The organism is Candidatus Zixiibacteriota bacterium (assembly GCA_014728145.1).
GTDB lineage: Bacteria > Zixibacteria > MSB-5A5 > JAABVY01 > JAABVY01 > WJMC01.
In genome coordinates this window covers 1-20,353 of sequence record WJMC01000097.1, presented here as the reverse complement: position 1 = coordinate 20,353, position 20,353 = coordinate 1, and the positions used below count along the sequence as shown (strand labels likewise).

The window sequence follows — 20,353 nt, the reverse complement described above, 5'->3', positions numbered from 1 at the left end:
TCCTCCCCGCTTATTTAGGAGCATAGACTTCATTGGAGCCAATCGAAGCGCCATGCCTGTCGAAAACGTAAACCCTGTAATAATAAGTCTGCCCCACGGTGATTCCCTGGTCGCTGTAAGTGGTACTCGATTGCGAATTTTCGATTGCCAGGAGTTTGGACGGTTCATCCGTGACACCGCTCTCAGTATCGCGATAGATCCTGTATGACGCAAAATCGTCATCGTCGTTACGAGTCCAGCTGAGACGGAAATTAGTCGAATCGACTTCCTCGATAGCTACCGTCACAGCCTCGGGGACCTCGTTGTCTTCGGTCTTACGGCTGACTGTGTTGCTGGCCGATGACAGCCCGGAACGATCGTAGATGTAAACCCGGTAATAGTATGTCGTACCAGGCTCTAAATCGGTGTCTGTATAAGTTGTATTGTTCTGCACAGTAATAGAAGTCACCAGATGTGAGTTTTCATCAACTGCTGAAGTCTCACTGCGATAGAGGCGATACTGGTCAAAATCATTCAAATACGGGATGAACCAGCTCAGTTCAATCTGATCTTCCCCCGACCCTATGGCGGTCAATTCTGGAGTCTGGGGCGGATTGGCGATCGTAATGATAAACGGAAGCTTTTTCTGCGGAGCTCTGTTGCCGGCCCGGTCAGTAAAACTGGCTGTCACGGTAGCATCATTGACCTCGGTCAAAGGCGGAATCGTGTAATTGAGTTCATAGATACCATCCAGCGCTACCGCATCGCCGTTCGAACCGTTATCGAACAGCTTGAGACTCCCGATTTCAGTGATATTCACCTCGGCCTCTCCCCCCGCTTCGGAGGTCATGATCACGAAATGGAGCATGTCGTCCGCCTCAAAGTCAGTTTGCGAAGGAGTAATATAAACGGAATCGATCTCGGCTTTGGTATCAAGTATAATCGAATCGGAATAGACTGAATCGGTTATATGACCTTCGCCGTCACGAAACTTAGCATAAATCCATTTGACGCCGTCGCCTACGGATAAATCCCAGCCAATGGTATTGGAGTATTCGCGCCAGAAAGCCCCCGCAAAATCTGATGAGTGCGAAAGCAGAATATAACTCGTTCCGCTCGGAGCACTGGAATTCAACGTCACCGGACGGCTGGCAGTGTATTCGTTGTCATTGTTTATCAAGAACGAGTATATGCCCGGAACCGCAGAAACCGTCGGAGTTCTCCGGCCTTCGATATCATGATTGGAAACAACCGAAATCTCGTAAAAGTAACGCACGTTGGGCTGAACCCTGCGGTCGATATATTCGGTAGCAGTAGTCGAATCGTAAATTTCAAGGCTGTCCGCAACATTATGAGCGCGGTAGATCAAATACTTCTTGACCTCGGAACTGTTTTCATAAGCCCAGCTCAGGGCCAGTTTATCTTCCGAAACAACTATTTTTATGTCGGTCGGAGACTGGGGAGTATCGGGAAGGTCATCGAGGCTGAACGACGACGGAATCTCTTTCTCACATCCCCAAACAAGACAGAATGTTACCAGAACCAGAATATATATAATCTTTTTCATATCTCATCCACCTCAGAAACTAAAGTTCAGGGATAAATCCAGGCGTGAAAAATCTTCGTTGGTGTCAAATGAAACCCTGGGCACATAGGATTCATAGCGCTTATCCGGGAAGAAAAAGAGCACATCAATGAGATTGTAAGCCCACACCGCGGCACCTATCCCGAGCACGATATTGCGCGTTTTCTCGGCATCGTAAGCTTCCTCACGAGCACGGTCAACGGCATTCTCCAGAAGGCGCTTGATCTCTATCGAACGCTCCTCCTGAAAGAGCTCATAAACATCGTCATAAGCATCCTTTTTGTCCTGAAACTCTCTCTCTGCAATTATCAAACCTATACCGGAAGCCAGGGTGGCAACACCAAACATGGCACCGCGACTCTTCTCGCCGGCATAGTACTGACCCCATCCGGGAAGGACCATCGACCTCATAAAAGCCTTGAAACGACTCTTGGGCGACAGCTCGACATTGACCGCTAAGGGCGAACCACCGGTCAGGTACAGCTTGGTTTTATAGGTCTCGTAGCCCGGTCTCTCGGCAGTCAATAAGTATGTGCCGGAAAGCGGTTGAGTGAACACCGTGGGCGTCACCCCGGTCAGCTTGTACTCCCCCTCCAGATGCACAGTCGTACCCGGCGGGTCAGACGTTACCTCCAGGGAGACTTCGGATTGAGCGTAGATCGGCGAAATGATCGTTAGCAGCAGCAGGGCTGATATCCATAAGCGCATATATCCCCCAACCTCCTTGTTAACCTTAAAGTTCGGAAAAATATAGGCCATGCTGAAGCGCTTGGCAACAAAAATTATGATATTAATTCTCTGTTTTACCCCAAAACCGAAAAAAAAGAAAGCCGGAGCATGGGGAATGCTCCGGCTTCCAGTCAGCACCAAAAGGTTAGAAGGCTCCTTTTCCAGTTATTACAACTGAAATAGTTTTCAATATAATTTTAAAGTCCTGCCACAACGACCAGCGATTGATATAACTCAGGTCGAGGGCGACTTTGTTTTTGACAGAATCAATAGAAGAATCGTAACCGTTTTCAACCTGTGCCAGCCCGGTAATTCCCGGTTTGACCTGCAGGCGCTCGGTATAACGATCGACTTTCGTAGAGAGCTCACTGACGAAAACCGGCCTCTCCGGGCGTGGACCGATCAGACTCATATCACCTTTGAGCACATTGATAAGCTGAGGAAACTCGTCCACACGGGTCTTGCGTAAAAACGCGCCCACACGGGTAATCCGTGGGTCATTCTTGGTGGCCCAGATCGGACCGCATTTTTTCTCTGCCTTGTCGACCATGGTCCGGAACTTGATTACGTCGAACGGCTTACCATGAGCATTCTCTCTTCTGCGGTCACGATTTCGGCGATCGACCGAGACCCGGCAGTCAGCCTGACGGCGATCGTTACGGCGACGGTTCCGGCCCACCCGCAACTGGGTGTAAAAGACCGGTCCGGGCGAATCCAGCTTAATCAAAATCGCAACGATTAAAAACAATGGTATGAGTAGAATCAGGCCAACCAAAGCACCCAGAAAATCAACTGAAACTTTGATCGAGTAACAGAAATTGCGCCAGTACTTCGAAACCGGCAAATTAAGGCTAAAGCCCTGCGGAAGGGCAATCGATTTCGCAAAAAAAGCCATCAGAAGAATATTACTGAAAAGTTTATCGATCAGAAAATAATCGAGAGCGGCGCTGGTATTACGATGGCGACGGGATAAATCCAGCTTGATCCTGTTGATCAAATATCGGAGAGAATCACCAAACGAAATGGCTCCTGTTCCTCCGATAGATACAGTCAGTCTGCGCTCATGACTTAAGCTGTCATTCCTTTTCAGCGGTCGGTCTTTCGAGAGGTTCTTTACTTGCATAAGCTACCCTTGGAATTAGCACTCCTGACATTGCGTTGTTTCCCATTAAAACAGCAAATGATTTGCCATTTTTATTGTTTAATAGAACACATACAGAACAATATTTATCCTGTATATGTTTCGACAAAATCAACTATTTCTAATACGTTGTCATTCTTACACTAAAAGGACTTACTTATCAGCGAGAGAGATGTCAAGATAGGACATTTTAGGAATGTTTTTTGTTCTGCGAGGAATAATTTAATTTTTCAGTGGTCGTGTTTCGATTCAAAAATGCAAAAATATGCACACAAACTGCGGTGCAACCGCATTCATGTGCATAAATTTTATGTATTATTGGGCGGATTAAAGGGTTATGGCGATTAACCCAGTGTTAATCGCCAAAGCTCATTGAGAACTCAATTCGATGGACCGCACCGAGATCCTTTCCGGGTTCGTAGGAATAATCGAGGGAACCGGTCAAGACCTTGAGACCGAAACCCATCACCAGGCCATTGCGCTCCGCCTGGCTTTCATCGGTCATCGAGTGTGAGTACCCGGAACGGAGGGCAATAGTGTTTTGGTAGAGAAGTTCTACTCCCTGGTGGAAGCTGATATCGCCATTTTCAGGATAGACGACTTCAGAGGTCAGGTTAACTCCGCGATTGAAAAGACGGAACCCGATCCCGGCATTATATGATGTCGGAAATGGCGAGACCTCGCCCTCATATTCGAGTCCCTGGCCGAGGTTGCGGGCAGTCACTCCGAGAGCGAACGGACCGCTGTCGTAGCGCAGGCCGGCATCCAGGGCATAGCCGGAAGCTGTCGCTTCCTCGATTTTCTCCGAAACCCATTTCCCGGTCAGACCTAACGAGAGCTTATCAGTTACCCCGACAGCCATCGAAACCTGCCCGACGACGTTATGGCCGCTAAAACTGCCAATCGGCTGATCATCGACTGAATAGGCATTGAAATCACCATAATTCAGATAGATAACGCCGATCGCGAAACTCACACGACGGCTGACCGGAGCTGCCAGTGCGATATAATTCAGGCTCAGATCCTGATACCAGTTAGAATAACCCAGGGTCAACTCGGTATTGCTGCGGTTCGCCAGCCCCGAAGGATTCCAGAAAACTCCGGAGGCGTTATTTGAAAAAGCGGTAAATGCCCCTCCGAGCGCCATCGCACGGCACCCGATACCGATATCGAGAAGTTCAGCGCTGGAGGTACCGTTACCGGTACCATTTCCAGCCCAAGCGACCGAACTAACGGCTATCAGCATTATTAATGATAGAATCGAAACCTGCTTAAATCTGCGTCCTGCCTTCATTCACACCCCACTTGCAATAAGCCTAATTCCCTACAGGACTACCTTATTGCAATGGAGGTGCCATCCTTCAAACCTGATCATAAAAGGTGTTTCCTCCCCTGAAACACTACCCTCACACGAAGGCTATCTCTTTGTATATGAATAGATTGCAGTAATAGGTGCTGACTATTCTGCTTTAACTTTTCTCTCGACTAAGCTATGAAGGGTACGATCTCGGGTGGCAGTATTTGAACAAATTATTGGATTTGTCCCCCGATATATAGTTAACTTCCAGACCCGCTTCAAGTTGAAACCATGTTCAGGTTTTCAACCGATAGCTACAGATCGATACTCCTTCTCAAAATCAGTAACATAGACCCTTCATACTACATAGTGTAGTATCTAACGTGTACATATACCAGATATTGTATTAAACGAATACAGTCAATATAAAAATTGTTAGCTTTTTATTTTTTTTCTTCGGCAGGTTCGCAGTTATTTTAACCTGAAACGATAAAAAACTTGCGTTGAAACAGTATTTCCAGATTTAAACGATGCAGTACACAAATCAAACAGTTGTACGCTATTGATTTCTGCAAACGTCTGGAAAAAGACCACTTTTTACCAGACAAGCTGCAATCAGGGAAGTAATGCTTTCATGCGGATATATTTTTGTTCATTCTTGGAACGACTGAGAATTTCTGAATCATAGCTTTCGATCTGTTGTGAAACATTATTAATTCGTTCCTGTGTTTCCGGATGGGATGCAAACAGGTTCTCGAAAAACGACCGATCCCCTGCCCTGCCATGAGCTTCCCGGAGGCTTCCAAACAGGCCCAACGCCCCCTCTGGATTATAGCCGGCATTGACCATGTAGATGACACCATAGTTATCCGCTTCGCGCTCATGTTCACGCGAATAGCCGGACATACCGACAGCAAGTGCGACCTGGTAGATGGTTTCAAATGTTTTTGAATCGGTGTCACCAAGAACCAGTTCCTTGAGAATACTCAATCCCAGAACAGACTGCATCTGCTGAACGCTGTGCCGTGCGACAATATGGGAGATCTCATGCGAGGTCACAGCCGCCAGCTGGGCTTCATTGTCGATAATTTCCAGAAGGCCGGTGAAGATGTAGATATAGCCACCGGGGGTGGCGAAGGCATTGATATCCTCAGACTCTACAACAGTGAAGTGGTATTCGATATCTTTGCGGTCTGAAACGACCACAATTGATTGACCGATTTCATTAAAATAATCCTGCCATTCAGGGTTATCATAGACCTTCATTTCGGTTATGATCTGCTCATGGAACTGCTTGCCCATGGCTACTTCCTGTGAAGCCGGAATCAGGATCAGATCTTTTTCACCTCCCGGACCGGTAGTAGCGCAAGAGAAGACCATAATCATTAAAAACGATAAAATCCCAACACTAATTTTCTCACGCATATCTACATGCTCCCTGAATCATGATATAGTTTTTATCGAGGTCGATTATCTAAAACGATCAGAACAGGTTTTCCTGATGATAATCGTCACTATCTTTTCCGATCAAGCGATCGGCCCATTCACCGATATAGGGGATTTTAAAGGACTGCCCCTGCATGACATAGATCAGTCCGATGATTGCGACGATGATAGCCGCCGTCAGAACCAGCTTCACTAAAAGTAATGCTAATCCGGGGATCAGCAGGACAGCGGCTACGAGTTCGATTAAAAAGAGTGCCGTTCCCTGCCGGGCATGATCGTAGGCAAAGCGGTTTTCGCGCCATTTCACCAGCGGAATCAGGCATAGAAACGGGATATAGGCCAAAATTGCCGCTGATTTACCTTCTTCGATTTCCTCGGGAGTATAAGCCATAACTTCCCTGTTTTGCTATCAGACCTGCCAGAAGATCGATTTATCTTCAGTGGGGGCCTGGTATTTGATCAGATTCATGGCGGGCCAGGTTTCGACAGCCTGATTATCCTTGGATACCCGCACACGCAGATTGACTTCAAAATCCTTATCGAACTCAATTTGCGTCCTGGGAATCGAAAGTTCAACAATATTTTTAAAAAACACCTGCCCCCCGAACTCGAGCGGGGTATACTTATCTTTATCCGCCTGGCGAATGGCGAATTCGATCTTATCCTGGCTCAGCCTGAGGCGATAAGAGTTTATTGTATGAATTTCCAGTTCGAACTCATAATCCTCCAACGCTTCGTCAGAGGCCGGCATAATCAGGTCGAGACGATAGTACAGGTTATCATTATCGAAGCCGAAAAATATCTCCTCGACGATGTTCGAGACCCGATGCATGGTCGAGGAAGCCTTGCGGCAGTTGAATGAGCCGGCATCGTACCATTCGTAAAAATGTGTCACCTCCCCGTCGATTTTAGCGGAGAAGAAATTCGAGGGCTGAATTATCGAAGCCTCTCCCTCACGACTCCTGATCGGTTGCAGAAGCTCGCGCGGCGGATCCTCATCGATTATCGAGTAAACTGCCATAAGGTGACTGCGGAATATCTGGTCAAATAAATCGTCCTCGTTGGAAGAATGCTCATCGCCGTACCACCAGCACCAGTCAGAGCCTTCTGCAATATATATCTCCTCCCATGCTTCAGCCAGCTTGTCCGGATCGAAATCGGGATTCCTCTCGCTGAAATCAACCAGCGCGTTGCGGGTCATGGAGAGCAGATCCCAGGCGCGATTATCCTCCTCATGGCCGATCCAGATCTTAAAATTGTGGCCGATCCATGAGCCGGCAAACAGGTAAGGGATATTCCGAGGTTTTTCAACTTCATCAAACAGTTCGGAAACGGTCACAGTCTGAAAGCGCTGGTCGGTTGAGAGCAGTTTATAGAGGCAATGCAAAAAATCCTGCCCGTCGTTTTTATAATACTCCCAGGCATTTTCACCATCAAGGATAATCGGGATGACATGCTCGGAAATCTCGGAGGGTTGCATCAGTGTCCGAATCGAGGCCAGGTGGTTGACAAGATCTATCGCCGCTTTGTCGGCATCCCAGGTGGAGTAGACAAAGCCTATCCGATCCGAGAGCCTGTGATCCCTGAAGATTATGCCGACCTCACCGAAGTTGCGGGAGAGCTTGTAAGGTCTATGGAAATTGGGACTGAGATGCTGTGATTCTTCACTGAGCTGAGAATGTTTGAGCGAATTATAGAAGATCTCCTCGTCGGTGGCAATCCAGCGAATATCGTTCTCTGCCATAATCGGCAAAAGTTTTTCCGCCACACTTCCCTCTGAAGGCCACATCCCGCGCAATTGCCGGTCGAAAAGCTGACTGTACATTTCTTTGGATTTTGAGATCTGCGCCCGGGCATCCTCCGGATGAGTAAAACGGTGCTTCGGGAGCTGGACGCGGGGCATCGATTCTTTGGCCAGGTCCGTATCGATCAAAAGCGGAAGAATCGGATGATAGTAGGGTGAAAATGAGACCTCGATCTGCCCGCGGTCCTGGATCTCTTTATGTTTGGGGATTATCCGGCGCAGGATTTCGAGCTGAAACTCGAGCAGTTTGTCGCGTTCTTCATAGGTGTAATTCTTTTTCTTACTGTAAAGGTCCTTGATCTTTTGCTCATGGCGAAAGGAGGGATCGATCCAGGCCAGATTCGAAAGTACCGTCAGGTCAAAATACTCCTGCTCTGTCAGTTTATTGACAGCCTGGGAAAGGTCAGATTTATAGGCCTGCATGATTTTATACAACCGGTCATACTCCGGAAAAGGCTGAATCATGGTGGCATAATTAGCCGAGAAAAATGTCTTGAGGATCTCCAGTTTGTCAGCTTCACTGAGCTCATCGACTTTCTTGCGGGAGAGCCTCAGGTGCGAATCGACAGCACCATTTTCGGTGTAATCCTGAACCTGCCTGATAAGCGAAGGTACGTAGTTGAATGTCTGTTTGATACCCGGAAAATCATCCAGGATGGCGGCCATGTCGAGGTAATCTTTGAGCCCGTGGAGACGTACCCAGGGCAGTTGATACTCACCTGAATGGTAGTCCTTGTAATATGGCTGATGCATGTGCCATAAAAAGACGACCTTCAGGCAACCTGCCTTGTCACTCATATTAATTGTTATCGAAGGAATATGGGTCTAAAACTTTTTTCTCGTACAGGAACTGTTCCGCCTTACGCAGATTCCCCCCGGACTGCGGCAGTTCCGCAAGCAGGTCATAGGCCTTTTTGGCCTGTTCCGCAAGCCCCGCTTTAGCGAAATTTATCGACGCCTTGTAAAGCATTTCCGATCTCTGCGGAGAATCGGGATACTCCTCAGCTGTTTTCAAATACATCTCCCCTGCATTTTCGAAATCACGAAGTGATTCGCGACAGGAGGCAATACCCATTTTTGCGGCCGCCTCGAACTGGGGATTGATTTCATATTTTTTCAAAAAACGGTTCCAGTGCTCCTCGGCATCGCCATACTCACCCAGTTTAAACGCGATCGAACCGAGGTAGAAAGTCGCGAAAGCGGCCGGTTTGGTTCCACCATGTTGCTTGACCAACCTCTCGAATTCGAGTTTGGCATTAGTCAAGAGCACCATCGAGCTGTCGATATCGCCGTCGGGAATACCATCCTGATTCATATCGCGCTCAAAACTATCGAAAAATTCCCGCACATAGACCGTAGCACTGCCATAGTCATTTTCGGCTTCCACAGCGGCGGAACGGGAATTGCTGACGAACAGGACCACCACGATTGCCAAGACCAGAAGAGCGCCGACACCGATCAATATCTTACTGCGGTTTTCATTGAAGTACTGCTGGGACTTGAGAAGTCCGGTAACGAACTTATCTTCTTTAATCTGCCGTTTGGTTAATCTGGCCATGCTTTATTTCTCCCTATACACGCGATATCGATAAAAACAGCCAAAAGCTGAACTAAAAAGATCAAAAAGGCGAAACCTGGTTTTGCGGTTTCGCCCTGAAATCATACGATATACTATTTAAAAAGTCCAGTAAAATTAACTATCAAACGCGGTCCACGATACTCCGAGGTGGCTTCAAACGGACCGTAAGCATCCGTTCCGCTTACATCCTTGTCCCGGGCTTCGTACTCGAATGCAAATCCGAGCTTGATCAGTTCCCACTCGAATCCGGTACCCAGTGAAAGTGTGTAGCCCGTCAGCTGGTCACTGCCTGAGTAATAGTTATAGATCGAGTCCTGATCTTCGGTTGCTTCTGATCCGAGTTCATAGCGGATATCCTCTTCCTGGAGCCATCCAAAAGTCTCGTATCGAAAACCGGCCCGGACAGGGATAGTCGCCCAGCTTAAATCGAATTTATACTCCGCGCCCATCCGGATTGCATAGGCATTTTTAGTCGGCAGGCTGGATTCAAAATAGTTCTCTTCCACTTCGCCATTGGACAGAACCGAATCGTAGTGGAAACGGATATCGGACGAACCATACCTGCGCCATTCGAAATCGCCGGCCAGTAAAAAGTTCTCGTTAACATTATAGGAACCGCCTACTCCGATACCGAGCGGTACCTTGATTTTTTCTTTCTGGAGTTCATCGATCAAACCGGGATCGACCCGGATGAGGTCATTTTCCCAGATAGTATCGTTGGTGTGCTGGACATGTTCCTGGCTCAGGTAAAACGGCGTTTTAATTACCAGGCCGAGGTTGTACTTATCATCATCCCACATGAAGCTTCCCACAAAATTCATACCCGAAAAGTCGATTGTGTCGGCCACGCCGCGAACATAGTCGATAACTACCGGATGACCTTCGTCAGGATCGAGAAAAGAATAAGAATAGCTCATCCGTTCATCGTAGTGTGCAGATCCCCAGTAGATGTCTATCGCAGCACCAAAATTCAGGTATTTCCAGACATTGGTACCGAAACCGAGCCGGAATTTATTCAGTCTCGAATCATAGTTCTCGAGGTAGTTGAAGGCAGTGTCCAGTTCGGTATCATCCAATTCGAGATTGCCGTCTATGTTGAGCATGAAGTTGTCGAGATCGTAAGCCACACTGCTGTACATTACGGATGCCACAATGGGTTGCCCCTTAACGCGAAGCGGTGAGGTAAACGATGCAAAAGAAAGCGGGTAACGGTCTGCCGACAACTCGTCGACAGCGTCGCGATTGGAATTGTTTGCATAGCTCAGGTCATACTTAGCAGTGGGACCAAAGTAATCCATGGCAAACGATACCTGTGGAGTCATCACCTGCATCAAACCGGCAGGGTTCCAGGACAAAGCGGAAGCATCGTCGGACACACCCATGAAAGCTCCTCCCATAGCCCGGGCACGTGCTCCACTTCCCAGAAAATTCAAATCAGTAAGCATTATTTCACCAGAATACTGAGCCGAAAGCTGTCCCGTGATCAATACTCCCAGTATCACCAAAAATAATGTTAGACGATTATTCATCTAATGTAATCCTCCTTGTAGCAGTCAAAAAATTTCAAGTCTCAAATATAGAATCATTAAGAATTTGTGTCAAATCCTTTTTATGCTTTTATTTTAGTTTAAATCATTAGTACGACGAAATATATTGGACTTTGTTCAGTATCAAAAAATGCTTATTTTGGGAGATATCCGTACGTAACGATTAAGGAGCCGAAATGAGCGATTTTTCCGAAGATCCAGTTGAATTTCCAATCGACGGCATTCTCGACCTGCACACATTTTCGCCCAAAGAGGTGAAATCACTGGTCCCCGACTATATCGAGGCCTGCCTCGAACGGGGGATCTACCAGGTACGCATAATCCACGGCAAGGGCACCGGAGCCTTGCGAGAGACTGTCCACGCGGTACTGCGCAGGGACAGCCGGGTCGAGGAGTTCAAACTCGACAGCGGGTCTTCCTCATCCTGGGGCGCGACACTGGTAAACCTGAAACGGGAGAAGACTGATGAGTGATCTTTCAGGCGGTTACGAACAGCATCCCTTTTTCGCCCAAAGCTATGACCATATCGAGTTCCATCGGACCCGGGAAGATATTAATTTCTACAGTAAGGTCGCCGGTAAAGAGGGTGGACCGATTCTGGAGCTGGGATGCGGGACCGGCCGGGTTATGATTCCGCTCGCCCGGGATGGTTATCATGTTACCGGCCTGGACCTGTCTTCGAATATGCTCTCGGAATTGAAACGTAAGCTCGACAGCGAGTTATCGGAAATTCGAGATCGCATCGATTATGTCCGTGGAGATATGAGCAACTTCGAGTTAGACCGCCGGTTCAGGCTGGTGACGATCCCGTTCAGGTCGTTTCAGGCGCTGACCACTCGCGACAGGCAGATCTCCTGCCTGGAATGTATTCGCAATCACCTCGGAGACCAGGGCCTGCTGGTACTGGACCTTTTTAACCCGTATTTGCCGTTTCTTCTAATGGATAAAGACAGCCAGATGAATGAGTTTCGAGCCGAACTCGACCTTCCCGATGGTACCCATGTGGTCCGGACCTCATATAATCGCGCGGTCGATTTTAACCGCCAGATCGTGGAAAGCGACCTGGTCTATGACTTGACTTATCCCGCCGGCCAGAGCGAGCGACTTCTGCAGAACCTGAAATTAAAGTATCTGTTTCGCTACGAGGCCGAGCATCTTCTGGCGCGATGCGGTTATGAGATCGAGGCGATCTATGCCGACTACGATTTCACACCGTTTGGCGATAAATACCCGAGCGAGATGATTTTTTTAGCGCGGAAGAAATAATCAGCCCGGATGGCCCATCCCTTTCAGGGTTGTGGGTATCTAACTGTGAACTCAGGCCTGTACTTTAAAAACCGCAGTGATACTGGCTCGAACCTTCGGGCGGTCTAATAGTTTTAAGCCAGGGGTTTTCGGCATCCGCGACCATAGTCTCAAAAATCAGCCACGGTCATCCCCTCACGAATATACGGACCCAGCATCTTTTTGGGGTTATGGATCAGTCGTCTGAAGATATTGTCGAAGAAACAGGCCCGCTACCAGGGGCAAACGCGCGCGCACATAGATCACCTCAAACAAAAATACCCCCGGCGCGACTCGAACGCGCGACACTCGGTTTAGGAAACCGATGCTCTATCCTGCTGAGCTACGGGGGCATCATTTACAGAAACTAAACTGTTATAGACAAATCGTCAATCGAATTTAACGCGGAATACTATCGGATTCGGGCGAAATTATTCGGTGCTGTACTTGATCAAAGGCAGGTAATCATAGCGCGAAAACGGCTCCTGCCCTTTCAGGAAAGTGAGTTCGATCAGAACCGCGATCCCAACGATATTGGCACCCAGCTTCTCGACCAGTCCGCAGGTAGCCGACAGGGTCCCGCCGGTCGCCAGGAGATCATCGATCACCAGAACATTATCGCCTGCTCGAACCGCGTCCTTGTGCATCTCCAGAGAGTCCACCCCATACTCGAGCTCATACTCTTTTTTGATCGTCTCGCCCGGAAGCTTGCCAAGCTTGCGTACCGGCACAAAGGCGGCGTTCATATTGTAGGCCAGGGCTCCGCCGAAGATAAATCCGCGCGATTCGATCGCGACAACCTTGGTGATACTCTTGTCCTTGAAATGTTCGCTGAAGATATCGATTACCTTGCGAAATGCCTCCGCATCGCTGAGAAGAGTGGTAATATCGCGAAACACCACGCCCGGTTTGGGGAAATTCGGAATGCTCCTGATTCGATCTTTTAAGTCGTCGATATTCATCTAAAATCTCACATTGAAGGAGTCATATTTATTTTCGTAAGTCTGCCATTCGATCTGGAAATTGCTGATACTGGAATAACGGGGCCCGGACTTCAATTCCTTAAGAAACTCCGCCACCGCTGTTTTATCCCCTTCGACAACGACCTCGACATCGCCGGTTGCCAGGTTACGGACATAACCGCTGACCGGAAACTGCTTTGCGGTGTCAGTGGTAAAGTAGCGAAAGCCGACCCCCTGGACATGGCCGGATATGATCACCTTCGCGGCCACCATGTTGTCTACCCCTGAATTGCCTGAAGCGCTAATTGTACTGCCTCCTTTGCGTTTTCCGCCCTGACTATGCTGTCATCGATTTCCCAGCTACCCAATGAGATCACCGGCTTTCCCGATTTGCGTGCAAATCCGATTTCCGAGAGGGTACCGTATTGTCCCGCCACAGCGATCAGGACATCGGCCGTATTTATAATTACCAGGTTGCGTGCCTGCCCCATGCCGGTACAAATCGGATAGTCGATATACTCGTTGGCGTCCTCTTTACTATCTCCGGGAATGACACCGATCGTAACACCGCCTTCTGCCCGGGCTCCTTTTGAAACCGCCCGCATCACTCCGCCCAGACCGCCGCAGACTAAGATTGCACCGGAACGGGCAATTTCCTGGCCCAGTTCAAACGCTTTTGTCGTTATTTCACTATTGCATTGGCCGGCGCCGATCACACCGATAAACGGTTTACGGCTGGCAGATGGCATGAGCGGTTAACTCCCTGTCTTTTATCCCTCCTTTAAACTTGCCCCCGGGTATGCTTCCCGCAGTCTTAAAAATCGGGGCGACTGGATTTGAACCAGCGACCCCTTAGTCCCGAACCAAGTGCTCTACCAAGCTGAGCCACGCCCCGATTTATTTTGACCATCCAAGTTTAAACAAAATTATGGTTTTGTCAATAGATTTTGTGCCGTAAGCGCTGATCAAAGTTCGCTCAGGCTAACTAATCCAATAATTACTATAGCTTTATATTGATATCCCTGAGTTTTTCATGAAGCCTGGTGTCGGTCATGTCCACCTTCAGGGGCGATACCGAAACCATACCCCGTGAGACCGCGGAGAAATCTGAACCATCGACATCCATCCATTCCGGTTCACCGGCAATCCAGTAGTAGTTTTTTCCACGCGGATCGGTCTTTTCAACTATTACATCGTTGTACGTACGCCGTCCCAGACGGGTGATCTTCACTCCCTTGAAGGGCTTATCTCCCAGAAAGGGGATATTTACATTCAGAAAAGAAAACTGCGGGAGCCCGTTTTTAAGTACCCAGCGCGCCACTTTACTGACTGCCCTGGCAGCCGGTTTGAATTCTTCGGCATCCCAGTCTGTCAGGGAAGCCGCGATCGAAGGAATCCCCAGCAGGGAGCCCTCAATCGCCGCCGCGACAGTTCCGGAGTAGGTCACGTCATCGCCCATATTGGGACCGTGGTTGATCCCGGATATCAGAATGTCCGGCATCCTGCCCTTAAGTAATCCATGCATCGCTACCATTACAGAGTCGGTAGGTGTGCCATCGACCGCGAATCGACTATCATCGACCTTAGTGATTCTCAGCGGTCGTGTCAAAGTCAGAGAATGCGACGAGGCCGATTGCTCCCGGTCTGGCGCAACCACCAGCACTTCGCCCAGGCGTTTCAACTGACGTGCCAGGGCTTGAAGTCCGCGGGCATGGATACCATCGTCGTTGGTTACCAGAATCAAGCGGTCATTTTTATTGGGCAAAGCATCTCCCCTCTCAGATTAATTATGCTAATTTAGTCGCTTTGGCCTGCTTGTCAAGAAGTTAGAACTACCAGAAAAGAGATTTGAACATCAGCTTGATGAACCGGCCGGTATCGACCAGGGGATTGATATAGCTGGCGGAATCAGTGTAGATCGTCGGTATTGTTAACTCGCGGACAGTGTAACCAGCCCGGCCCGACTTGAACAAAAACTCGGATTCGAGATCGTAACGGGTCGACTCCAGCCGGATTCTGCGCAGGGCCCGCGCGGAGATATATCGATACCCCGACTGCGAATCGCGTACAAATCTGCCAGAAAAACAGGATATGATCAGGGAAGTTATATGATTGGTCATGAAGCGTGCGAACGGCATATTGTGGAGGTTGCGTTCGCGCGTGCCGATAATCAGATGAACACCATCAGTTTCCGCCATCTTCTTGAAGTCCGGGAGCAGGTCGGGATCATGTTGCAGATCGGCGTCGATCGTGACTACACCGTCGTAGCTTTCCCTCAAGGCATACTCAAAACCGGTTTTCAGCGCGCCACCTTTACCCTGGTTAACTTCATGTCGAATAACTTTAGCGCCGGTTTTCTTAGCGACCGCGAAGGTGTCATCCGGTGAACCATCCTCGACAATCAAAACATCGCTCAGGTTCGTATGAACTGCAATGCGCTCTACCAGTTCCGGCAGGCTATCGGCCGCCTTGTAGGCCGGAATGACTACCAGCACTCTCATCTATATCGCCATACATATATGCACGACCGCCTATACAACAGTATATTATCATTAATAAAACGACTCTGGCTAAAACTCATAATAGGCTCTATTATAAGAACTTACAACCATTAAAGCCATTCCTTAGATAGTCCTGAAAAACAGCTCAGATGCCATCAATAATACTATATAAGTTAATCATGAACAGAGTTGAACTGCGACAGCAGAAGACGTCAATATGGCAGATCGACCCAGTTCAACTGCGAGCAGGTCATATCTTCCTGATTGACATATTCACCATGATTTGTCCTGAAATCGTAGATAAACAAACTCCCCTCGGACTTCAACCGACAGGGATTGATGACCGCCGCCAGGTAGCGACCGGAAGGCGACATCTTCATCTCCACAACTTCCCCGGAAAAGACCTGCGTGATCACCTGCTCTTCCTGATCAATTATTATCACGTCCTGAAGCGGTATACCATCGATTTTGTGACCGGCGGCAAAAACCAGCAGGCGGTCACTGTCGATCATTTGGGGATAATAAAAACGGCTGTAAAAATCCTTAAAGTACTTGTTGCATCGTGCGCTGGAAAGCCTGCATTCAGTTAGATTTATGAGCCCGTTACCGGGAGTGAGATCGGACACATACAGTCCTCCTGTCTGCCCGCATGAATTGGACGAGATCAGGATACCTTCGGAATCCGTAAGCCAGGCAAAACCGGTAAAATTGGACTGATCGGTGATCTTGAAATAACTGCGGTTTTCAAGGTCGTAGACATCATAGCGCTGGCGGTTCGCAATGCAGTAAGATTTTAGACAGAATTTACTTCCATCGGGAGAGAATTCGCCACCCCAATTGTAGAAACCGCCACAGACAACGGTATCCTCATTCGGATTGTGAGTAAAAATGTACTTTTTCTGATTCTGGTCCAGATCGATCAACATGGTTCCCAGTGTATCGACACAGGCGACATATTCCGCTTTCGGATCGACCGCGATCTTGTATTGTCCGCGCACAGTCTCATAGCTGTTAACGGCGTAGGTCATGATGATATTCTCATCTTCATAGGGATATTCAGATGTCTCCAGTCTCAGGGAAAGCCTGTCATTTTCGACCGGGTTGATGACCGAAAATACCAGCAATCCGCCGTCAGGAGTGACATCATAACCGACCACATCGTTAACCGGGTAAGAGATCACATTTTCGGTCTCTCCGTTGATCGGGTTGTAATAGTATAAGCTGTGTACTTCATTATCACTGGAGAGGAACATGAGTTTCTCGACCGCCATCAGCTGACTGCTAAAAGCTATTGTGAGCAACAATCCAACTGCAATTATCCTTTTCATCGATTTCTCCTCCGTTACGGGTAAAGCCTTGAGATCGTGCGCGGGAATGGAATAGTTTCGCGAATATGCGACAGCCCGCAGATCCAGGCCACTGTACGTTCAATTCCGAGCCCGAAACCGGCATGAGGCACCGAACCGTAGCGACGCAGGTCGAGATACCATCCGTAGGCATCTTCGGGCAGTTTTTCTTCTTTGATCCGTGCCAGCAGTTTATCGAGATCATCCTCACGCTGTGAACCGCCGATTATCTCCCCGTAGCCCTCGGGGCCCAGCAGGTCGGCACACAGAACGGTTTTGGGATTGTCGGGATTTTCCTTCATGTAAAATGCTTTGGCTTGTTTGGGATAATTAACGACAAATACCGGTTTCTCGTGTGCTTCAGAGATGATTGTTTCATCCTCAGCACCCAGGTCGTCGCCCCATTTGACTTCCGAACCGCGCTCCTGTAAAAACTTGATCGCATCATCGTAAAGCATGCGCACAAAAGGCGTCCTGACTTTTTCGAGCGGAGCGGTGTCGCGTTCGATCGCCTCGAATTCTTTCGGGCATTTTTCGAGACACCACTGCACGACATACTCGACCATATCTTCCTGCAGTTTGAGGTCGCAGTCGAGGTCGCAGTAAGCCATCTCGGCTTCGATCATCCAGAATTCAGTGAGATGGCGACGGGTTTTCGATTTTTCAGCCCGGAAGGTCGGCCCGAAACAGAAAACATTGCGATGGGCCATACAGCCGGCCTCGGCGTACAGCTGACCGGTTTGCGCCAGGTAGGCCGAGCCCATGTCAAAGTAATCCGTCGAAAACAGGGTGCTGGCGGTCTCCCCCACCGAGCCGGTCAGAATCGGACTGTCTATTAAAATAAAATCTTTATCGTAAAAGAATTTGCGGATTGCATATATGATTTCGTTTCTGATCCGCATGATGTTGAACTGACGGCTGGAGCGCAACCAGAGATGACGGTTGTTCATCAAAAAATCAGTGCCATGTTCTTTTTTGGAAATCGGGTATTCCTCGGCGATCTGGACCACCTCGAGATTTGAGACAGTCATCTCATAGCCACCCGGAGCACGGTCATCCTTGCGAATCGATCCGGTAACCACCAGAGATGATTCCTGCGTCAGGGATTCATACAGGTCAAAGACCTCGGGAGGTACCTCTTTTTTCAGGACCACACACTGCATCAGGCCGGTACCGTCGCGAACCAGCAAAAACTGAATTTTACCGCTGGAGCGCTTGTTGTAGAGCCAGCCCCTGATCGTAACATCCTGCCCCTCGAAGTCTCCCGCTTTGGAAATCGTAGTCTCTTGCATAGTCAGCCTTTCCTGTGGATATGGAACCTGATTTTGTACTTATCCGTTATCAGTGTATTTAAAACAGCGGAAATTATCGTGATTAAAAAAGCGGCCAGTAAGGCGCGCCAGAAAGATTCAATCTCGACTCCAGACACGAGAGCTGACATCAGAAAAAGTATAAAACCATTGATAATCAAGGTAAACAGTCCCAAAGTCAGGATGGTCAATGGCAGAGTTATCAGAACCAGAAGAGGCTTGACAACCGCGTTAAGTACTCCTAATACGAAACTGGCGATAATCCAGGCCGAGGGTGATTCGATCGAAATCAGATCGAACAGGTAGGCCACCAGAAAAATTGCGGCGGCATAAATTACTACGCTTGTCAGAAATTTGACCATCAGAGTTTCCTCTTGAACTCAAAAGTCAAATCGGATATGTTTTCAGTCATACGTGCTTTCGAAAACTCCATCCATGACAGAAAACCGTGACTGATCTTGCGATTGAATGTAAACAAATTATCAGTAAGGTACAAGGGTATTCTTGGAATCGCAAACAGTTTGTCCTGTTCGGGAAGCTCCTTCGGCACACCGCAAAACCCGGCCTGGTAACCGGCCTTTTTGACCGCACCGATTACACGCCTGTCAAATCTACCGAAAGGATATGAAAAATAACGCACATCGACTGAAAACGTATCCTCCAGTATCTTCCTGCAGTCAGCGACTTCATGCTCGAGCGAGTTGTCGTCAATCCGGGTCAACACGGCATGGGTCATGGAATGCCCGCCAATTTCCACCAGGCCCGTCGTAAGCATCTGTTTTAATTGCTCTTTGCTGATATGTGCCGGAGGATTCGGCTTGTAATCCCAGACAGCTTTTTTACCCATGAAACCAACTGTTACAAAAACAGTAACGGGTATCTTTCTCGGCTCGAGAATCTCCCTGAAGAAACGATAAGTATCATCATAGCCGTCATCAAAAGATACCGTCAACCTGTCCGCCACATTTTCATCGTTTTCGAATTCGTCAACACATTCTTCCATCCGTCCAAACATAAAGCCACGCTTCTGCGCTGAATCAAGGTAGCTGACCAGCTTTTTCCTTTTCACCGAACTCATTGCATAGTCGAAACCGAAGGCGACGTTATGAATCATCAGCGTGTTGGATTTTTTCAGTGAGTACCTTAAGCCCGAACGGGAAAACCAGATCCGGTAACCGATCAACATCAGAACCATTATCATCAGGATGACGAAAACCGGCCAGATCATAGTATTGCCATCTTATTACAATTCGATTTTCCCCAGCACCGTCTTGTCGAGCGGTCCCAGGACAACCATGGTTAGGTTTTCAGGATTGAGATATCTGCGAGCTACCCTTGTCAGATCTTCGCGCTGAACTTTTTCGAGGTTCTTAAGGGTTTCATTGAGGCCAAAGAAACGGCCCATATACAGCTCATTCCGGGCCAGGCGGTTCATGCGGTTGGTGGAGCTCTCGAGGCCCAGCATCAGGTTACCGGTCAACTGTACACGGGTAGCGGTGAACTCCGCGTCGTCAATCCCGTTCTGCTTGATTTTATCGACTTCGTGAAGCAGAAGGTTCACAGATGGAGCAACGTTTTTAGAATCACAGCCGACATAAGTTCCAAATATACCGCTGTCCTTGTAATAATCCTGGTAAGAATAGATCGTGTATGCTAATCCCATCTTCTCCCGGATGGCCTGAAAAAAGCGCGAGGACATTCCACCGCCGAGAATATTGTTGAGCATCAGGAGAGGATAGCGATCGTAATTTTTATACGGTACTATTTCCCACCCGAGAACTATATGGGCCTGCATGATATCCCGGCTGTAAACTTTTCGTGCTTTATAGTTGACCGGTTTTTT

General features: G+C 48.4%; 21 protein-coding genes and 2 tRNA genes. 2 read left to right on the top strand and 21 right to left on the bottom strand.

The window, feature by feature from the left end; genetic code table 11:
• Positions 1–10: 10 nt before the first annotated feature.
• The 9 genes from GF404_06155 to GF404_06115 all read right to left on the bottom strand — a co-directional run bounded on the left by GF404_06155 (position 11) and on the right by GF404_06115 (position 11,089).
• A complete protein-coding gene (locus tag GF404_06155) occupies positions 11–1,546 on the bottom strand; it encodes a hypothetical protein (protein ID MBD3381760.1) in 1,536 nt (511 codons plus the stop codon).
• 12 nt (positions 1,547–1,558) lie between these two features.
• On the bottom strand, positions 1,559–2,323 hold the full coding sequence (locus GF404_06150; protein MBD3381759.1) for a PEGA domain-containing protein: 765 nt from the start codon (positions 2,321–2,323) through the stop codon (positions 1,559–1,561).
• Positions 2,324–2,438: 115 nt separating this feature from the next.
• The gene (locus GF404_06145; GenBank protein MBD3381758.1) at positions 2,439–3,188 is read right to left on the bottom strand and encodes a sugar transferase; all 750 of its coding nucleotides are present in this window, start codon (positions 3,186–3,188) and stop codon (positions 2,439–2,441) included.
• Between the two features lie 601 nt (positions 3,189–3,789).
• Entirely contained in the window at positions 3,790–4,728 is a 939-nt protein-coding gene (locus GF404_06140) for a PorV/PorQ family protein (GenBank protein MBD3381757.1), read from the bottom strand.
• Positions 4,729–5,346: 618 nt separating this feature from the next.
• Positions 5,347–6,156: a M48 family metalloprotease gene (locus GF404_06135; protein ID MBD3381756.1), complete on the bottom strand. Its 810-nt coding sequence runs from the start codon at positions 6,154–6,156 to the stop codon at positions 5,347–5,349.
• Between the two features lie 58 nt (positions 6,157–6,214).
• Positions 6,215–6,568 carry a hypothetical protein gene (locus GF404_06130; protein ID MBD3381755.1) on the bottom strand — a complete coding sequence of 118 codons (354 nt, stop codon included), beginning with the start codon at positions 6,566–6,568 and terminating at the stop codon, positions 6,215–6,217.
• 18 nt (positions 6,569–6,586) lie between these two features.
• Positions 6,587–8,779 carry a glycoside hydrolase gene (locus GF404_06125; GenBank protein ID MBD3381754.1) on the bottom strand — a complete coding sequence of 731 codons (2,193 nt, stop codon included), beginning with the start codon at positions 8,777–8,779 and terminating at the stop codon, positions 6,587–6,589.
• 1 nt (position 8,780) lies between these two features.
• Positions 8,781–9,539 carry a tetratricopeptide repeat protein gene (locus GF404_06120; GenBank protein ID MBD3381753.1) on the bottom strand — a complete coding sequence of 253 codons (759 nt, stop codon included), beginning with the start codon at positions 9,537–9,539 and terminating at the stop codon, positions 8,781–8,783.
• Between the two features lie 113 nt (positions 9,540–9,652).
• Positions 9,653–11,089 (bottom strand): hypothetical protein, encoded by a 1,437-nt coding sequence (locus GF404_06115; GenBank protein MBD3381752.1) that lies wholly within the window; start codon positions 11,087–11,089, stop codon positions 9,653–9,655.
• Between the two features lie 194 nt (positions 11,090–11,283).
• Here GF404_06115 and GF404_06110 point away from each other — a divergent pair, with 194 nt between their 5' ends.
• Together GF404_06110 and GF404_06105 are read left to right on the top strand one after the other, a co-directional pair.
• Positions 11,284–11,580 carry a DNA mismatch repair protein MutS gene (locus tag GF404_06110; protein ID MBD3381751.1) on the top strand — a complete coding sequence of 99 codons (297 nt, stop codon included), beginning with the start codon at positions 11,284–11,286 and terminating at the stop codon, positions 11,578–11,580.
• Positions 11,573–12,373, top strand: coding sequence for a methyltransferase domain-containing protein (locus GF404_06105; protein ID MBD3381750.1), 801 nt, complete (start codon positions 11,573–11,575; stop codon positions 12,371–12,373). Before GF404_06110 ends, GF404_06105 begins: the two co-directional genes overlap by 8 nt.
• 297 nt (positions 12,374–12,670) lie before the next feature.
• Here the strand turns inward: GF404_06105 and GF404_06100 are convergent.
• From GF404_06100 to GF404_06045, 12 genes are all read right to left on the bottom strand, one after another.
• Positions 12,671–12,744 (bottom strand) — tRNA-Arg (locus GF404_06100).
• Between the two features lie 78 nt (positions 12,745–12,822).
• Complete coding sequence (locus GF404_06095; protein ID MBD3381749.1) at positions 12,823–13,353, bottom strand: adenine phosphoribosyltransferase; 531 nt, start codon at positions 13,351–13,353, stop codon at positions 12,823–12,825.
• Positions 13,354–13,626, bottom strand: coding sequence for an acylphosphatase (locus tag GF404_06090; GenBank protein MBD3381748.1), 273 nt, complete (start codon positions 13,624–13,626; stop codon positions 13,354–13,356).
• Positions 13,627–13,631: 5 nt separating this feature from the next.
• Positions 13,632–14,102: a TIGR00725 family protein gene (locus GF404_06085; protein ID MBD3381747.1), complete on the bottom strand. Its 471-nt coding sequence runs from the start codon at positions 14,100–14,102 to the stop codon at positions 13,632–13,634.
• A gap of 72 nt (positions 14,103–14,174) precedes the next feature.
• Positions 14,175–14,248 (bottom strand) — tRNA-Pro (locus GF404_06080).
• Between the two features lie 105 nt (positions 14,249–14,353).
• Positions 14,354–15,097, bottom strand: coding sequence for a 5'/3'-nucleotidase SurE (gene surE, locus GF404_06075; protein MBD3381746.1), 744 nt, complete (start codon positions 15,095–15,097; stop codon positions 14,354–14,356).
• 88 nt (positions 15,098–15,185) lie between these two features.
• On the bottom strand, positions 15,186–15,854 hold the full coding sequence (locus GF404_06070) for a glycosyltransferase (GenBank protein ID MBD3381745.1): 669 nt from the start codon (positions 15,852–15,854) through the stop codon (positions 15,186–15,188).
• A gap of 212 nt (positions 15,855–16,066) precedes the next feature.
• The gene (locus GF404_06065; protein MBD3381744.1) at positions 16,067–17,182 is read right to left on the bottom strand and encodes a hypothetical protein; all 1,116 of its coding nucleotides are present in this window, start codon (positions 17,180–17,182) and stop codon (positions 16,067–16,069) included.
• Between the two features lie 14 nt (positions 17,183–17,196).
• The gene (asnS, locus tag GF404_06060) at positions 17,197–18,492 is read right to left on the bottom strand and encodes an asparagine--tRNA ligase (protein MBD3381743.1); all 1,296 of its coding nucleotides are present in this window, start codon (positions 18,490–18,492) and stop codon (positions 17,197–17,199) included.
• Between the two features lie 2 nt (positions 18,493–18,494).
• Positions 18,495–18,872 carry a phage holin family protein gene (locus tag GF404_06055; GenBank protein ID MBD3381742.1) on the bottom strand — a complete coding sequence of 126 codons (378 nt, stop codon included), beginning with the start codon at positions 18,870–18,872 and terminating at the stop codon, positions 18,495–18,497.
• Positions 18,872–19,738: a polysaccharide deacetylase family protein gene (locus tag GF404_06050; protein ID MBD3381741.1), complete on the bottom strand. Its 867-nt coding sequence runs from the start codon at positions 19,736–19,738 to the stop codon at positions 18,872–18,874. Before GF404_06050 ends, GF404_06055 begins: the two co-directional genes overlap by 1 nt.
• Positions 19,739–19,753: 15 nt before the next feature.
• Positions 19,754–20,353: insulinase family protein (locus GF404_06045; protein ID MBD3381740.1), on the bottom strand; the 600-nt coding region annotated here is incomplete at its 5' end.

Bases quoted from the DNA above. Each gene is read 5' to 3' on its own strand.
- GF404_06110 (MBD3381751.1), top strand. From the start codon at position 11,284: ATGAGCGATTTTTCCGAAGATCCAGTTGAATTTCCAATCGACGGCATT.
- GF404_06050 (MBD3381741.1), bottom strand. From the start codon at position 19,738: ATGATCTGGCCGGTTTTCGTCATCCTGATGATAATGGTTCTGATGTTG.
- GF404_06155 (MBD3381760.1), bottom strand. From the start codon at position 1,546: ATGAAAAAGATTATATATATTCTGGTTCTGGTAACATTCTGTCTTGTT.
- GF404_06095 (MBD3381749.1), bottom strand. From the start codon at position 13,353: ATGAATATCGACGACTTAAAAGATCGAATCAGGAGCATTCCGAATTTC.
- GF404_06055 (MBD3381742.1), bottom strand. From the start codon at position 18,872: ATGGTCAAATTTCTGACAAGCGTAGTAATTTATGCCGCCGCAATTTTT.
- GF404_06065 (MBD3381744.1), bottom strand. From the start codon at position 17,182: ATGAAAAGGATAATTGCAGTTGGATTGTTGCTCACAATAGCTTTTAGC.
- GF404_06070 (MBD3381745.1), bottom strand. From the start codon at position 15,854: ATGAGAGTGCTGGTAGTCATTCCGGCCTACAAGGCGGCCGATAGCCTG.
- GF404_06120 (MBD3381753.1), bottom strand. From the start codon at position 9,539: ATGGCCAGATTAACCAAACGGCAGATTAAAGAAGATAAGTTCGTTACC.
- GF404_06115 (MBD3381752.1), bottom strand. From the start codon at position 11,089: ATGAATAATCGTCTAACATTATTTTTGGTGATACTGGGAGTATTGATC.
- asnS (MBD3381743.1), bottom strand. From the start codon at position 18,492: ATGCAAGAGACTACGATTTCCAAAGCGGGAGACTTCGAGGGGCAGGAT.
- GF404_06130 (MBD3381755.1), bottom strand. From the start codon at position 6,568: ATGGCTTATACTCCCGAGGAAATCGAAGAAGGTAAATCAGCGGCAATT.
- GF404_06150 (MBD3381759.1), bottom strand. From the start codon at position 2,323: ATGGCCTATATTTTTCCGAACTTTAAGGTTAACAAGGAGGTTGGGGGA.
- GF404_06140 (MBD3381757.1), bottom strand. From the start codon at position 4,728: ATGAAGGCAGGACGCAGATTTAAGCAGGTTTCGATTCTATCATTAATA.
- GF404_06145 (MBD3381758.1), bottom strand. From the start codon at position 3,188: ATGGCTTTTTTTGCGAAATCGATTGCCCTTCCGCAGGGCTTTAGCCTT.
- GF404_06085 (MBD3381747.1), bottom strand. From the start codon at position 14,102: ATGCCATCTGCCAGCCGTAAACCGTTTATCGGTGTGATCGGCGCCGGC.
- GF404_06125 (MBD3381754.1), bottom strand. From the start codon at position 8,779: ATGAGTGACAAGGCAGGTTGCCTGAAGGTCGTCTTTTTATGGCACATG.
- GF404_06090 (MBD3381748.1), bottom strand. From the start codon at position 13,626: ATGGTGGCCGCGAAGGTGATCATATCCGGCCATGTCCAGGGGGTCGGC.
- GF404_06135 (MBD3381756.1), bottom strand. From the start codon at position 6,156: ATGCGTGAGAAAATTAGTGTTGGGATTTTATCGTTTTTAATGATTATG.
- GF404_06105 (MBD3381750.1), top strand. From the start codon at position 11,573: ATGAGTGATCTTTCAGGCGGTTACGAACAGCATCCCTTTTTCGCCCAA.